Source organism: Tateyamaria omphalii (genome assembly GCF_019802125.1).
GTDB lineage: Bacteria > Pseudomonadota > Alphaproteobacteria > Rhodobacterales > Rhodobacteraceae > Tateyamaria > Tateyamaria omphalii_B.
Map to the genome: position 1 here is coordinate 14,933 of NZ_JAHVHT010000001.1, position 14,674 is coordinate 29,606.

18 protein-coding genes are annotated in these 14,674 nt (G+C 62.7%); 14 read left to right on the forward strand and 4 right to left on the reverse strand.

Annotation, left to right across the window (positions count from 1 at the left end; translation table 11 throughout):
* Positions 1-50: 50 nt before the first annotated feature.
* Complete coding sequence (locus tag KUV51_RS00140) at positions 51-770, reverse strand: vWA domain-containing protein (RefSeq protein WP_261385574.1); 720 nt, start codon at positions 768-770, stop codon at positions 51-53.
* 79 nt (positions 771-849) lie between these two features.
* Here KUV51_RS00140 and KUV51_RS00145 point away from each other — a divergent pair, with 79 nt between their 5' ends.
* Positions 850-1,494 (forward strand): 2-hydroxychromene-2-carboxylate isomerase, encoded by a 645-nt coding sequence (locus KUV51_RS00145; RefSeq protein ID WP_222519616.1) that lies wholly within the window; start codon positions 850-852, stop codon positions 1,492-1,494.
* Here the strand turns inward: KUV51_RS00145 and KUV51_RS00150 are convergent.
* Complete coding sequence (locus KUV51_RS00150) at positions 1,451-2,143, reverse strand: hypothetical protein (protein WP_222519617.1); 693 nt, start codon at positions 2,141-2,143, stop codon at positions 1,451-1,453. The genes KUV51_RS00145 and KUV51_RS00150 overlap by 44 nt on opposite strands.
* Before the next feature lie 129 nt (positions 2,144-2,272).
* Positions 2,273-2,920, reverse strand: a complete 648-nt coding sequence (locus tag KUV51_RS00155) for a hypothetical protein (RefSeq protein WP_222519618.1) — start codon at positions 2,918-2,920, stop codon at positions 2,273-2,275.
* Positions 2,921-3,219: 299 nt separating this feature from the next.
* On the opposite strand from KUV51_RS00155, the gene rplO reads away from it, so the two are divergent.
* The 8 genes from rplO (at position 3,220) to rplQ (ending at position 9,249) form a co-directional block, all read left to right on the forward strand.
* Complete coding sequence (gene rplO, locus KUV51_RS00160) at positions 3,220-3,690, forward strand: 50S ribosomal protein L15 (RefSeq protein WP_222519619.1); 471 nt, start codon at positions 3,220-3,222, stop codon at positions 3,688-3,690.
* Positions 3,691-3,807: 117 nt separating this feature from the next.
* Positions 3,808-5,172 (forward strand): preprotein translocase subunit SecY, encoded by a 1,365-nt coding sequence (secY, locus tag KUV51_RS00165; RefSeq protein ID WP_222519620.1) that lies wholly within the window; start codon positions 3,808-3,810, stop codon positions 5,170-5,172.
* Between the two features lie 24 nt (positions 5,173-5,196).
* Positions 5,197-5,772: an adenylate kinase gene (locus KUV51_RS00170; protein ID WP_222519621.1), complete on the forward strand. Its 576-nt coding sequence runs from the start codon at positions 5,197-5,199 to the stop codon at positions 5,770-5,772.
* Positions 5,773-5,776: 4 nt separating this feature from the next.
* Positions 5,777-6,553: an alpha/beta fold hydrolase gene (locus KUV51_RS00175; protein ID WP_222519622.1), complete on the forward strand. Its 777-nt coding sequence runs from the start codon at positions 5,777-5,779 to the stop codon at positions 6,551-6,553.
* A gap of 180 nt (positions 6,554-6,733) precedes the next feature.
* Complete coding sequence (gene rpsM, locus KUV51_RS00180) at positions 6,734-7,102, forward strand: 30S ribosomal protein S13 (protein ID WP_147114081.1); 369 nt, start codon at positions 6,734-6,736, stop codon at positions 7,100-7,102.
* Positions 7,103-7,114: 12 nt separating this feature from the next.
* Positions 7,115-7,507: a 30S ribosomal protein S11 gene (rpsK, locus tag KUV51_RS00185; protein ID WP_147114078.1), complete on the forward strand. Its 393-nt coding sequence runs from the start codon at positions 7,115-7,117 to the stop codon at positions 7,505-7,507.
* A 113-nt stretch (positions 7,508-7,620) separates the two neighbouring features.
* On the forward strand, positions 7,621-8,637 hold the full coding sequence (locus tag KUV51_RS00190) for a DNA-directed RNA polymerase subunit alpha (protein WP_039688716.1): 1,017 nt from the start codon (positions 7,621-7,623) through the stop codon (positions 8,635-8,637).
* Between the two features lie 192 nt (positions 8,638-8,829).
* Entirely contained in the window at positions 8,830-9,249 is a 420-nt protein-coding gene (rplQ, locus tag KUV51_RS00195) for a 50S ribosomal protein L17 (protein WP_147114075.1), read from the forward strand.
* Positions 9,250-9,306: 57 nt separating this feature from the next.
* Here the strand turns inward: rplQ and KUV51_RS00200 are convergent, their stop codons facing one another.
* Positions 9,307-9,762, reverse strand: coding sequence for a host attachment family protein (locus tag KUV51_RS00200; RefSeq protein WP_222519623.1), 456 nt, complete (start codon positions 9,760-9,762; stop codon positions 9,307-9,309).
* A 113-nt stretch (positions 9,763-9,875) separates the two neighbouring features.
* Here KUV51_RS00200 and KUV51_RS00205 point away from each other — a divergent pair, with 113 nt between their 5' ends.
* The 5 genes from KUV51_RS00205 to KUV51_RS00225 are packed head-to-tail and all read left to right on the forward strand — an operon-like array spanning position 9,876 to position 14,674.
* The gene (locus tag KUV51_RS00205) at positions 9,876-11,255 is read left to right on the forward strand and encodes a trypsin-like peptidase domain-containing protein (protein ID WP_222519624.1); all 1,380 of its coding nucleotides are present in this window, start codon (positions 9,876-9,878) and stop codon (positions 11,253-11,255) included.
* 1 nt (position 11,256) lies between these two features.
* Entirely contained in the window at positions 11,257-12,564 is a 1,308-nt protein-coding gene (locus KUV51_RS00210) for a replication-associated recombination protein A (RefSeq protein WP_222519625.1), read from the forward strand.
* Positions 12,565-12,605: 41 nt separating this feature from the next.
* Positions 12,606-12,986: a fluoride efflux transporter CrcB gene (crcB, locus tag KUV51_RS00215; protein ID WP_222519626.1), complete on the forward strand. Its 381-nt coding sequence runs from the start codon at positions 12,606-12,608 to the stop codon at positions 12,984-12,986.
* Positions 12,983-14,020 carry an RluA family pseudouridine synthase gene (locus KUV51_RS00220; RefSeq protein ID WP_222519627.1) on the forward strand — a complete coding sequence of 346 codons (1,038 nt, stop codon included), beginning with the start codon at positions 12,983-12,985 and terminating at the stop codon, positions 14,018-14,020. Before crcB ends, KUV51_RS00220 begins: the two co-directional genes overlap by 4 nt.
* Entirely contained in the window at positions 14,021-14,674 is a 654-nt protein-coding gene (locus KUV51_RS00225; protein ID WP_222519628.1) for an HAD-IA family hydrolase, read from the forward strand.

The window sequence follows — 14,674 nt, forward strand, 5'->3', positions numbered from 1 at the left end:
GACAGACTTGGACGCCCCGCCTTTTGGTGGGGCGTTTTTCGTTGGGGTGCTTAGGATACTGTGCGCCTGTGGGCGTTTGATCCGATCAGGGCGCAGCCCAGCGTGACGCGCAAAGCGTCGGCCAATTGGTCCACCGTCTCGGTCGAGACATAGAGCCCACCCGTCCGGTCCGCGAGGCATTTGGCGACCGTGTTGCCCGCGCCCACGTCTACCTGTTCGGGGTTGTCCCAGCTGAAGAAGTCCACGACCACTTGGAAGCCGATGACGTGGACGGTGAGGTCTTCCGCCTCGGATGCGAGCGTCGTTCCGAGCGCGCAGGGGCGGCCTCCGCAGGTTTCGTTGCCGTCTGTCACCAGAACCACGATGCCGGATCGATTGCGGTAGTCGAGCGCGTCTGCTGCTGCGCGGACGGAGGCGGCGAGGGCGGTCAGACCTTTGGGTTGCATCGTGTCGATCTCGGTCAGGATGTCCAGCGCCGCATCGGCGCGGGGGCCGAAGCGGAGGTCGATATTGGCGCAGCTGTCGGTGTTGCCGCCGGGGCCGTAGGTCAGAAGTCCCACGCGCCGGAAGGGGGTGATGTCGGGCAGGGCGTTCCGCAGCGCGTCGCGTGCGTCCACGATGCGGGTCTTGCGCGAGATGTCGAAGCTGAGCTCGTCCATGGAGGCAGAGCCGTCGAAGACCAGCATCGCGTCGCGCGCGCATCCGGCGGCGGTGAGGGTCGAGGGCAGGGCGGTCGCGAGGGCAGCGGCGAGGGTGAGGGCGCGGAACATGGGGGCAGAGTGGCATTAGCCGACGGACGGGCGCAATGGTGCATTGTGTGCCTGCGCGTTCGGTCCTAGCCTGCGGTGCATGACCGAGTTGACCTACTACTACTCCGCCCATTCCGCTTTTGCCTATCTCGGTTCCGCCCATGTGATGCAGATCTGTGCCGCCCATGGGCTGACGCTGGTGCATCGCCCCATTCCCTTGTCACCGGTGGTCGAGGCGCAGGGCAGTATGCCGTTCCGGCAGCGGACGCAGGCGCATGTGGACTATTTCTTTGGCCGAGAGATCGAGCGGTGGGCGGAGTTGCGGGATGTGCCGGTCGTGTCTTTCCGCCCGACGCATCACGATGCGGATTATGCGCTGGCCAGCCACCTGATCCTCGCCCTTGGCGACCGGGGGCCGCAGGTCGATGCGCTGGCCCACGCCATTCTGGAGGCGCACTGGCGGGACGACGCGGACTTGTCGGATGCGTCCACGCTGCGCGCGCTTGTGGCCGGGTTGGGGCAGGATGCGGATGCGCTCTTTGCCAAGGCGGATGCACCCGAGGTGGCGGCGCAGTATGAGGCCAATGGGCAGGCCGCGTTGGCGGCCAGTGTGTTTGGTTCACCGACCTATGTGCTGGAGGGGGAGGTGTTTTACGGGCAGGACCGGCTGGAATTGCTGGAACGCGCCGTCACGCGGCCCTTCACTCCGACGCGCTGGGTGAACCCGCCCGTTGAAACGACATGACCGACAGGGTCAGGTGCTGGCGATGCTCGGGGTCCACAGCGGGGCGCCGCTTTTGCACCAGTCGCCCGACGGCCATGCAGGCCATGATCCCACCGGACAACACCATGACATAGAGCGGGTAGGCCAGCAGCAGCCAGTCCGCGCGCCCAACGGCCACGACCGCCAGCAGGGCAGAGACGAAGAATGCGGCCCATGTGGCCCATGTCTCGGACCGCGGGTCGAGGAACGCCTTCTTCATGGTCAGGAGCCCGCCCATCATCGACATGGTGATGGTCACGAAGAGGGAATAGGCGGCGCTTTCCATCTCGGCCCAGAGCCAGATGCCGACGGCCGTGGCGGTCAGGACCTGGCTGTCCTCGTTCTTGAAATGCAAACCAGTCGTTTTCCAGAAGGTCAGGCCGCAGATGATGACGGTCCCCAAGGTCTGCATTGCGGCAAAGCCGAGGGAGCGGTCAGCCCCCTCATAGACCTGGCTGAGCAGCGACACCGTACTCAGTAGCGCCCAGATCAGCCAGGAGGCACGCTCGGGTCGTGTGCGGTTGGTCAGAATATCGCGAATATAGGGCCAGAACGCATAGATGCTGAGCACGGCCGATGCGAGCCCGGCGCGGTACGCGACCTCAGGATGCTGTGCAAGTGCTTGCAGCAAGGTGGGCTCCGATAGCGTGTGGTGGCCTGTTTCAGTCTGCTCGAGTGCCCATTCGGGCCTGTATTGGGCTGCGAGTATACTCGAAATCTGCGCGAGAACAGCTATATCTTGCGCTGGCCTGCGCTTTTTCTACATGGCATCGCTGGCAGTTCGCCTTGTGGTCGAAAACACCGCCTGATGCCGGCGGTTGCGGCCCAAAGCCATTGCAAGGACGATGCCCGTGTACAGGCACAGCAGGTAGAGCGGGTAGGCCAGCAGCACCCAATCGAGACTGCCCACCGCAAAGATTGCACAGGCGGATGCTATCCAGGAGATGACCCAGGTCGACATCGTTTCGGTTCGCGGTGCGCGGTAAGCCTTGGCGATGGTCGCGGCACCCCCGAGCATAGAGATCGAGATGGTGATGATCAGCGCGTAGGCTGCGCTGTCTGTCGTGGCCCAGAGGCCCAGACCGATGGCTGCGGCTGCCAGGATGGATTCGTCGCCCGGGTTCAGGAACCGGCCCTGACCCCGCCAGATGGCGAGGCCGAAGATCACGATGGTCCAGCCGACCTGAATGGCGGCAAACCACAGCGAGTCCGTCGCCCCCTCAACGATCTGGGACACGAGTGCGATGCTGCCCAGGATCGACCAGATCAGCCAGCACGCCCGTTGCGGTTGGGTGTGGCTGCGCACAACGTCGCGGGCGTAGGGAAAGAACGCGTAGATGCTCAGGATGGCGGAGGTGATGCCAAACAGGCGCAATGGGTCGCTGCCATGGAATAGGGCGTCAAGCAACGGATTTCTCCAAAAACAGGTGCGCCTTGGTGGACGCGGATCTTGAAATTCATGTGCCGCTGAAAGCATTGCGGCGTGGACTATACGGATGCGTTTACCAGAAGTGAGGAGGGCCGATCAGTCCGGTATTCCTTACTCTTACCGGGCGTGGGCGTGCCGCTAGCTGCATGGGCTTGATCCGGTGCCGCGTGCCGTCTATACGCGCCCAGTGGCGCAGTGCGCCGCGAGAATCAAAACCAAGAAACGCCGTGGTTGTCCCGTTCACGCTTCGTGGGGCACATCCGGCAAGGAGAAGCGATATGAAACTGAACGAACTGCGCGACAATCCCGGCGCAACCAAGAAACGCACGCGCGTTGGCCGCGGTCCCGGCTCTGGCAAGGGCAAGATGGGTGGCCGTGGTATCAAGGGTCAGAAATCCCGTTCGGGTGTGGCCATCAATGGCTACGAAGGCGGCCAGATGCCGCTGTACCAACGTCTGCCCAAGCGTGGCTTCAACAAGCCGAACCGCAAGGCATTTGCCGTTGTGAACCTGGGCCTGATCCAGAAATTCATCGACGCGGGCAAGATCGACGCCAAGAAAGCCATCGACGAGGACGCGCTGATCGCCTCGGGCCTCGTGCGCCGCAAACTGGACGGTGTCCGCATTCTGGCCAAGGGTGAGATCACCACGAAAGTTGAACTTTCGGTGACCGGTGCATCGAAATCCGCTGTCGAAGCCGTTGAAAAAGCGGGTGGGTCGCTGACGACCACTGCGGCGGCCGCTGAGTAAGCCAGTTTGACGCCTTGTGAGCCGCAAATTTGCGGCTTACATAGTCTCTAGTCTTTCCTACGCCGCCCGCCGGGAAACCGTGCAGGGCGGCGTTTCGCCATAAAGGAACACACCCGCATGGTATCTGCCGTCGAGAATATGGCCGCCAACACGAGCTGGAGCGCTCTGGGCAAGGCCACCGACCTGCGCAACCGCATCCTGTTTACCCTCGGTCTGCTGATCGTCTATCGCCTTGGCACCTTCATCCCGGTGCCCGGCATTGATGGCGCCGCCCTGCGGGAGTTCATGGAGAGCGCCGGTCAGGGGATCGGTGGCATGGTCAGCATGTTCACGGGTGGCGCGCTGGGTCGGATGGGCATCTTTGCCCTGGGCATCATGCCCTATATCTCGGCCTCGATCATCGTGCAGCTTCTGACATCGATGGTGCCCAAGCTCGAACAGCTCAAGAAAGAGGGCGAGCAGGGGCGCAAGAAGATCAACCAGTATACCCGCTACGGCACCGTGGCGCTGGCGACCTTGCAGGCCTATGGCCTTGCCGTGTCGCTGGAATCCGGCGATCTGGTGACCGATCCGGGCATGTTCTTCCGCATTTCATGCCTCATCACACTGGTCGGTGGCACAATGTTCCTGATGTGGCTGGGTGAGCAGATCACCGCACGCGGCATCGGCAACGGCATCTCGCTGATTATCTTCGTGGGCATCATTGCCGAGGTGCCTGCGGCACTGGCGCAGTTCTTTGCCTCTGGCCGTTCGGGCGCGCTGAGCCCTGCGATCATCGTGGGTGTGATCCTGATGGTCATCGTCACCATCACCTTTGTCGTGTTCATGGAGCGCGCGCTGCGCAAGATCCACATCCAGTATCCGCGCCGTCAGGTGGGGATGAAAGTCTATGACGGTGGCAAGTCCGACCTGCCCGTCAAGGTGAACCCCGCTGGCGTGATCCCCGCGATCTTTGCCTCGTCGCTCTTGTTGCTGCCGGTCACGATCTCGACCTTCTCGGGCGGTTCGACCAACCCGATCATGTCGTGGCTCTTGGCCAACTTCGGTCCGGGCCAGCCGCTGTACCTGCTGTTCTTTGCGGCGATGATCGTGTTCTTTGCCTACTTCTACACCTTCAACGTCAGCTTCAAACCGGATGACGTGGCCGAGAACCTGAAGAACCAGAACGGCTTTGTTCCCGGCATCCGCCCGGGCAAGCGCACCGCCGAGTATCTGGAATACGTGGTCAACCGCGTTTTGGTCTTGGGCTCTGCCTATCTGGCGCTGGTCTGTCTGCTGCCGGAAATCCTGCGCGGTGAGTTCGCCATACCGTTCTACTTCGGCGGCACATCCGTGCTGATCGTGGTGTCGGTGACCATGGACACGATCCAACAGGTTCAAAGCCATCTGCTGGCGCACCAGTACGAAGGTCTGATTGAGAAATCGCAACTGCGCGGTAAGGGCAACAAGACCCGCCGCAAACGGAGCCCTGTGCGCCGATAAGTCGGCACAGGGAGGGGACAGCTGATGAATATTATTCTCTTGGGCCCGCCCGGCGCGGGCAAGGGAACGCAGGCGCGTTTTCTGGTGGAAGAGCGCGGCATGGTGCAGTTGAGCACTGGTGACATGCTGCGGGCGGCCAAATCGTCGGGCTCCGAGATGGGCCGGATCGTGGCTGATGTCATGGACCGTGGTGGGCTTGTCACGGACGAGATCGTCATCGGCCTGATCCGCGAGCAGCTTGAGACGGTCAAGGCCAACGGCTTCATCTTTGATGGCTTCCCGCGCACGCTGGCGCAGGCCGATGCGCTGGGTGATCTGCTGGCCGAGAAGGGCGAGAGCCTGGATGCGGTGATCGAACTTGAAGTCAACGACGAGGTGCTTGTCGAGCGTATCGTCGGACGGGCCGCAGAGGCCGCTGCCGCAGGACAACCTGTGCGCGCGGACGACAATGCCGAGTCCATGAAAGTGCGCCTGATGGAGTACTACAAAAAGACATCGCCGCTGATCGGCTACTACTATGCCAAGGGTCAGCTAACGAAGGTCGATGGGCTAGGCGAGATCGCGGACGTGAAGGCGGCGATCGCTGCAAAACTGGGCTAGCGTGATGCTCAGCGTCACACCTGTTGGGCCGGCGCATGCGCCGGCCTTTGCGTTTCTGCCAGGTATTGCCATGTCGGGCTCCAGCTTTGCGCCCGTCGCTGCGCATCTGCCTGACATCCCATCCGTGTTGGTCGATCTGCCCGGTCACGGTGGTAGCCGTGACATTCCGTGGTCCAGCATAGCCGACACCGCGAGCTCTGTGCTCGCCACACTGCCAGAGACGGTGACGACGCTCGCCGGTGTGTCCCTTGGGGCCTATGTCGGGTTGACCATGCTGGCGCTTGCACCAGACCGCTTTCAACATGCGCTGCTGAGTGGTCTGCATCCCGGCGATATGCCCAATCCGCGCCTGATGCGGGTGATGAGCTACGCCATGGCCCCGCTGGTCCCCAGACCTTTCTTCGCCGCGCGCAATGCCCGCGCGATGGGGCTGCAGCCCGAGGACATCGACACCTATGTGGCCGGTGCGCGCCAAACCCGCCCATTGGCCTTTGCCCACGCGACGTGCGACGTTGTCGACTTCTCGCTTCCCGAAGGTTTGGAGCGCGTCTCGACCCGTGTGTTGATTGCGGCGGGGACCAAGGAACACGGCACCATTCTGGAGGGTCAGTCCAAGATCTGTGCGGCTCTGCCAAATGCCCGGGCCTGTCGTGCGTCCGGCTTGGGTCATGCCTGGCCTGCACAGGATACAGCCAGATTTGCAGCGCTTTTGCACGCACATGTTGAGGGACGCGACTGGCCTGCGGGTGTTGAACCCGTCTCTTTTGCAGCGTCTGCGTGAACGAGACTTGACGACCTCTTAATCAAGGCCTATCTCACGCCATCTCTAACGAGAATCAAAGACCGGAACGCGTCCGGTCGGATCACCTGATCAGCGGCAGGCCCGGGGGCAAAATCCTTGGGCCTTATGTTGTGAAAAAAGGGCCTGGAATGACGGGCTCGCAACGAAAGGAAAGCCTCAGTGGCACGTATTGCAGGGGTCAACATCCCCACCGCCAAACGTGTTCCGATCGCCCTGACCTATATCACGGGTATCGGCAACACCTCCGCTCAGAAAATCTGCGAAGCTGTCGGCATCGACCTGACACGCCGCGTAAACGAACTGAGCGATGCAGAAGTTCTGAAAATCCGCGAGCACATCGACGAGAACTACACCGTCGAGGGTGACCTGCGTCGTGACACGCAGATGAACATCAAGCGCTTGATGGACCTGGGCTGCTACCGTGGCCTGCGCCACCGTCGCAACCTGCCTGTCCGCGGTCAGCGCACAAGCACCAACGCTCGCACCCGCAAAGGCCCCGCAAAGGCCATTGCCGGCAAGAAGAAATAAGGAGGCGCATCCATGGCACGTGACACACGGCGCGGCGGTAAGCGCAAGGTCTCCAAGAATATCGCGGCGGGCGTTGCCCACGTGAATTCCTCGTTCAACAACACCAAGATCCTGATCTCGGACGTGCAGGGCAACGCCATTTCGTGGTCGTCGGCTGGCACCATGGGCTTCAAAGGCTCGCGGAAATCCACGCCTTACGCCGCCCAGATGGCTGCCGAAGACGCGGGCCGCAAGGCGCAGGAACACGGTGTGAAGACGCTGGAAGTCGAAGTGCAGGGCCCCGGGTCCGGCCGTGAAAGCGCACTGCGCGCACTGGCTGCCGTTGGCTTCAACATCACGTCGATCCGCGACGTGACGCCGATTGCCCACAATGGCTGCCGTCCGCCCAAGCGCCGCCGCGTCTAAGCGACAACTGAACACTCTTTGGGGCCTGCGTTTCGCACGGCCCCAAACCGCTTTTTGAAACCTCGGGAGTTTGCGCGTTTGGACATGGCACGCAGACAGGAATGGAGGGACGCATGATCCACAAGAACTGGGCCGAACTGATCAAGCCGCAGCAGCTTGACGTCAAGCCGGGCAACGAACCCGCGCGCCAGGCCACCGTTGTTGCCGAACCGCTGGAGCGCGGCTTTGGCCTGACCATGGGCAACGCGCTGCGCCGCGTGCTGATGTCGTCGCTGCAAGGTGCCGCCATCACATCCGTGCAGATCGACAACGTGCTGCATGAGTTTTCCAGCGTGGCCGGTGTGCGCGAAGACGTCACCGACATCATCCTGAACCTCAAGCAGGTCAGCCTGCGCATGGAAGTCGAAGGGCCCAAGCGCCTGTCGATCTCTGCCAAGGGTCCGGGCGTTGTGACCGCTGGTGATATTTCGGAAAGCGCCGGGATCGAGATCCTGAACCGCGATCTGGTCATCTGCCACCTCGACGACGGTGCAGACGTTTACATGGAACTGACGGTCAACACCGGCAAGGGCTATGTGTCGGCTGACAAGAACAAGCCGGAAGATGCACCTATCGGCCTGATCCCGATCGACGCGATCTATTCGCCCGTCAAGAAGGTCAGCTATGACGTGCAGCCCACCCGCGAGGGCCAGGTTCTGGACTATGACAAGCTGACCATGAAGGTCGAAACAGATGGCTCCATCAGCCCTGACGACGCCGTGGCCTTTGCCGCGCGTATCCTGCAGGACCAGCTGGGCATCTTCGTCAACTTCGACGAGCCGGAAAGCGCCTCGCGTCAGGACGACGACGATGGTCTCGAGTTCAACCCGCTTCTGCTGAAGAAAGTTGACGAGCTGGAGCTGTCGGTGCGTTCGGCAAACTGTCTGAAGAACGACAATATTGTCTACATTGGCGATCTGATCCAGAAAACCGAAGCAGAGATGCTGCGCACGCCGAACTTCGGCCGCAAGTCGCTGAACGAGATCAAGGAAGTGCTGTCGGGCATGGGTCTGCACCTTGGCATGGATGTCGAGGACTGGCCGCCGGACAACATCGAAGATCTGGCGAAGAAGTTCGAAGACAATTTTTAATGGTGCGGCGGGGTGAAACCCCGCCCTACCTACCCCGGGCAAGGATGCCCTCTCATTGCCCGCCTTTGGGCGGACAATTTCCGGGTTACGCGCTTTCGTGCCGAAAACGCTGACCCCAAGGAGAGCCGGTGACACGCATCGCCGGCCAGACAAAGCAAAACAGCCCGTAGAGGGCAAAAAGGAGAAAAGAAAATGCGTCACGCACGTGGTTACCGCCGCCTGAACCGGACACATGAGCACCGCAAGGCTCTGTTCGCCAACATGGCTGGCTCGCTCATCGAACATGAGCAAATCAAGACAACCCTGCCCAAGGCCAAGGAACTGCGCCCGATCATCGAAAAGATGATCACGCTGGCCAAGCGCGGCGACCTGCACGCCCGCCGTCAGGCAGCCGCCAAGCTGAAAGAAGACCAGTATGTCGCCAAGCTGTTCGACGTTCTGGGCCCGCGCTACAAGGACCGCCAGGGCGGCTACGTCCGCGTTCTTAAGGCTGGCTTCCGCTATGGTGACATGGCGCCCATGGCCATCATCGAATTCGTGGACCGCGACCGCGACGCCAAAGGTGCCGCAGACAAGGCCCGCGTCGCTGCCGAGGACGCGGCAGAAGAATAAGCGCTTCAACAGCGCCGAAGTGAAACGCCGCCCCGATCAAGGGCGGCGTTTTTCGTTTCAGGCGGCTTCGATCTCTGCCTTCACGATCTTTTCGATCTCGTTGACCGGGTGGTTGGTCAGCGTTTTCGGAATTTCGGCGACGACCTTGTCAGCCACAACCTTGTGCATCTCATCGCGCACGATGCCCAGCACCTGCGGCGACGCGACCAGTACCAGCTTTTCAAACGCACCCTTGTGGGCATCCTCGTAAAGCATGTCGGCCAACTCCTTGGCAAACCGCTCCTTGGCCAGCTCGTGCCAATCCGTATCGTCCATGGCCGATTTGTGGCCCGGCCCGCCATCGTGCATGCGCCCGGGTCGGTTGGCGGATTGTTCAATGTCTGACGGGTTCTCCTGCTCTTCAACATCCGTCACTTCGAAATTCGGGTCCTGCTGGTCCGTCAGGTTGCGCAGAAACAGCACCTTTTCGCTGTCTGCCACCACAACCCATGTGCCTTGGTCGAGCTTTGCCATCGTCGGCCTCCTTTCCTGTTGACTGACCAACGCGACTGAACGTGCCGCCGTTCCGACGCATCTGTTGCATTTGCGTCGGGCAGCACGCATATCCGTGCCACATGAGGATGCCGATGAAGACCCTGATCCTGTCCCTGGTCCTTGCTGTTGCCGCCCTTGGCGCACAGGCCGAGACCCGCGTGCCACAAAACCAGTCCGAAATCACGCTCAGCTTCGCGCCGCTCGTGCGCGAGACGGCCCCGGCTGTCGTGAACATTTACGTTCGTTTCGTCACGCAAGCCCGCGCGCGGACGCCGTTCATGGACGACCCGTTCTTTGAACGCCTGTTTGAAGGGTTCGGCCAGCCGCAGCCCCGCGTGCAGAACTCGCTCGGCTCCGGTGTCATCCTCAGCGAGGACGGCATCGTTGTGTCCAACTACCACGTGGTTGGGCAGGCGACGGACATCCGGATCGTCCTGAACGACGGGCGAGAGTATGACGCGCGGGTTTTGCTCGGCGATCAGGACAGCGATCTCGCGATCCTCAAGATCGATGATGTCGGTGACCTGCCGTTCCTGTCCTTGCGTGACAGTGAGACGGTTGAGGTCGGGGAACTGACCCTTGCCATCGGTAATCCCTTTGGCGTGGGACAGACCGTGTCGTCGGGCATCGTGTCGGGGCTCGCGCGGTCTGGTGGCTCCAACGGGCGTGGAGCGGGCTACTTCATTCAGACTGATGCGCCGATCAACCCGGGCAACTCGGGCGGGGCGTTGGTGGACATGCGTGGGGACTTGTTGGGCATCAACACCCGCATTCTCAGCCGCTCGGGCGGGTCGAACGGGATTGGTTTTGCCATCCCTGCCGATCTGGTGGCGGCCTTTGTCAAACAGGCGCGCGACGGCAATGACCGTTTTGTGCGTCCCTGGGCCGGGGCGACCGGGCAGGCCGTGGACGCTGATCTGGCCGAGACCTTGGGCCGGGACCGTCCCGGCGGCATCATGTTGGCGGGTCTGCATCCGGCGAGCCCTTTGGCTGACGCCGGGTTCGAGGTGGGAGATGTTGTTCTTGCCGTTGATGGCGCGCCTGTAGGCAGCCCGGGCGAGATGCTGTTCCGCATGAGCGTCGCCAGTGATCAGGACAGCGCCACCATGACCCGGTTGAGGGGCGGGGAGGAGGAGGACCTGACCGTCGCCCTGATCCCACCGCCCGATGATCCACCACGTGACGAAACGGTACTGTCCGAAGACAGCAGCCTGCCGGGGCTGACACTTGCCCGCATCAACCCGGCGGTTCTGGCCGAACTGAACCTGCCCATCGCGGCCGAAGGGGTCGTCGTGCTGGACGAAGGGCAGATTGGCCGCCGCGTGGGCCTGCGGCGCGGCGACGTCTTGCAGCGCATCGACCGGCAAGATGTGGATACACCGGCGCAGGCGGCCGCAATCCTGTCCGAAGCCCGCCGCGGGACAACCGTGCGCGCCATTCGCGGCAACAGCCGCATCGTGCTGCGGTTCTGATGTGACGGACCTGTTCGGATCAGCGCCGCCCGTGCCCGATACCGGGCCGCGCCCTCTTGCGGACCGGCTGCGCCCGCAGAAGCTGTCGGACGTCATCGGGCAGGCCCAGGTGCTGGGACCCGAGGCGCCGCTGACCGTCATGCTGTCCTCCGGCGCGCTGTCGTCGCTGATCTTCTGGGGCCCGCCCGGCGTTGGGAAAACGACCATCGCCCGGCTGCTTGCGCATGAGACAGACCTGCATTTCGTCCAGATCTCGGCGATCTTCACAGGTGTCCCGGACCTCAAGAAAGTGTTCGAGGCGGCCAAGATCCGACGTCAGAACGGGCAGGGGACGCTGCTGTTCGTGGACGAGATCCACCGCTTCAACAAGGCGCAGCAGGACGGGTTCCTGCCGCATATGGAGGACGGGACGATCCTGCTGGTCGGCGCCACGACCGAGAACCCCAGCTTCGAGTTGAACGCCGCTGTGCTCAGCCGCGCGCAGGTGCTGGTGCTGGAGCGGCTGGATCTCAAGGACCTCGAATTGCTGGCCCAGCGGGCCGAACAGGAGTTGGACAAACCCCTGCCGCTCGATGGCCCCGCCCGCGAAGCACTGCTGGAAATGGCGGACGGCGACGGGCGTGCGCTGCTGAACCTGATCGAACAGGTCACCGCCTGGAAGGTTGAGGGCAAGCTGGATAGGGACGCACTCGCGACCCGCCTGATGCGACGCGCCGCGCAATACGACAAGTCGGGCGATGCGCATTACAACCTGATCTCGGCCCTGCACAAATCGGTGCGCGGGTCGGACCCCGACGCCTCGCTTTACTGGTTCGCGCGGATGCTGGAGGGCGGCGAAGACCCGCGCTTTCTCGCCCGCCGCATCACGCGCATGTCGGTCGAGGACATTGGCCTCGCCGATCCGCAGGCGCAGTCGGTGTGCTTGCAGGCGTGGGAAACCTATGAACGGCTTGGCTCGCCTGAAGGCGAACTGGCACTGGCACAGGCGCTTGTCTACCTCGCCCTCGCGCCCAAATCGAACGCGACTTATGTCGCCTACAAAGGCGCGCGCAGGGCGGCCAAACAAACCGGCTCGCACCTGCCGCCCAAGCACATCCTGAACGCGCCCACTTCGCTGATGAAGGATCAGGGGTACGGGAAGGACTACGCCTATGACCATGATGCGGAAGACGGGTTTTCGGGGGCCAACTACTTCCCCGACGGGATGGAGCGGCCCGACCTTTACCAACCGGTCGAGCGTGGGTTCGAGCGTGAGCTGAAAAAGCGGGTCGAGTATTTTGCGCGGCTCAGGTCCAAGCGGAACAGCTAGCGCGGCTTGACTCTTTGCAGCGGACCGACGACAGACCGGCCATGTTTTCAACCCTCTCTCTCGTGGCCCTTGGCGGGGCGATTGGCGCGTCGCTGCGTTGGCTGACGGGCGTGGCGATGCTGCGCGCGCTTGGGCCGTCGGACTTTCCGCTGGCCATCATCACCGTCAATGTCGTGGGCTCATTCCTGATGGGCGTTTTTGTCGTAACCGCCGCGCAGAAGGGGCTAACGCACCTGTCGCCCTTTTTGATGACGGGGCTGCTTGGTGGGTTCACGACGTTCAGTGCGTTCTCCCTTGAAACCATGACCTTGATCGAGCGTGGCGAAACAGCCTCTGCCGCGCTTTACATCCTGCTGTCCGTCGGTCTGTCCGTCGGGGCGCTCGCCGTGGGGCTGCTCATCGCCAGGGGGCTCTTCGCATGAGTGGGGTTCAGACCGTGACCGTGGAGGCGGGCGAAGGTGATCAGCGCCTCGACCGTTGGATGAAGCGCCGCTTTCCGCAGGTGAGCCAAGGCATGATCGAAAAGATGTGCCGCAAGGGCGAATGCCGGGTTGATGGCGGTCGCGTCAAATCCTCGACGCGCGTCGAGGAAGGTCAACAAGTGCGCATCCCGCCCTTGCCAGACCGCCCCGCGCCAGTGGTGCAAAAGACGCGCATTTCCGACAAAGACGCCAAGATGATCCGCGACTGCGTGATCTACAAGGACGATCAGGTCATCGCGATCAACAAGCCGTCGGGCCTGCCGACGCAAGGCGGATCGGGGCAGACCAAGCACGTGGACGGTTTGGCCGAGGCGCTGACATTCGACGCGGATGAAAAGCCGCGCCTTGTGCACCGGTTGGACAAAGACACGTCGGGCGTTCTGCTGCTGGCGCGGACGCGGCTCGCCGCCAAGTCGCTGACGGCGGCCATGCGCCATCACGACACGCGCAAGATCTACTGGGCGCTCGTTGCGGGTGTGCCGACACCCTACTTGGGCGAGATCAAATACGGACTGGTCAAGGCGCCGGGCGGCGGGCGTGGCGGTGAGGGTGAAAAGATGATCGCGGTGCATCCGCGCGACATCGACGGCACACCGGGCGCCAAGCGGGCGCATACCATGTATGCGACGCTCTTCCGTGTGGCCTCCCGTGCCGCCTGGGTGGCGATGGAACCGATTACTGGCAGGACGCACCAGCTGCGCGCCCATATGGCCGAGATCGGCCACCCCATCGTCGGCGACGGGAAGTATGGTGGGTCGAGCCAGGAAAACCTCGGTGATGGCTGGGGCGCGAAGGTCGGCGGCATCATCTCGCAGAAGCTGCACCTGCACGCCCGCATGATGCGGTTCGAACAGCCCGAGACGCGCAAGGTCATTACCGTCACGGCAGAGTTGCCCGACCACATGAAGCAAAGCTGGGATACGTTCGGCTGGACCGAAGACCTGGCCGCCGAAGATCCGTTCGAGGCGCTGTAAATGCGTCTGGTGGTCTTTGACGTGGACGGCACGCTGGTCGACAGCCAGGCCGATATCGTCGCCAGCATGGCGGCGGCCTTTGGCGCTGTCGACGTGCCCGCACCGACGCGGCAGGATATTCTGGGTATTGTCGGGCTGTCCTTGCCCGTTGCCATGCAGACCCTTGCGCCGGAGGCGGACCACGACCGGATGGTCGCGGTTTACAAGGACAGCTATGCCGATCTGCGATTGAGCAATGGGGCTGCATCCTCGCCCCTCTACCCCGGTGCGCGTGCAGCACTTGATCGCCTGAACGGGCGGGATGACATCCTGTTGGGCATCGCGACGGGCAAATCCAAGCGTGGGCTCGAGGGTTTGATCGAAACACACGGGCTGGACGGGATGTTTGTGACCCGGCAGGTGGCCGACTTCCACCCGTCAAAACCGCATCCGTCCATGCTGCAAGCTGCGATGGACGAGGCTGGAGTGTATGCCGCTGACGCCGTGATGATCGGCGACACCAGCTTCGATGCGGACATGGCGCAGGCGGCAGGAATGCCGTTCATCGGGGTTGGCTGGGGCTACCATCCGGCGGTCCGGCTGACGGGCGCGCGGACGGTTTTGGACGACTTTGATGACCTTGATGACGCGCTGGGCGCACTGTGGGCGGAATGA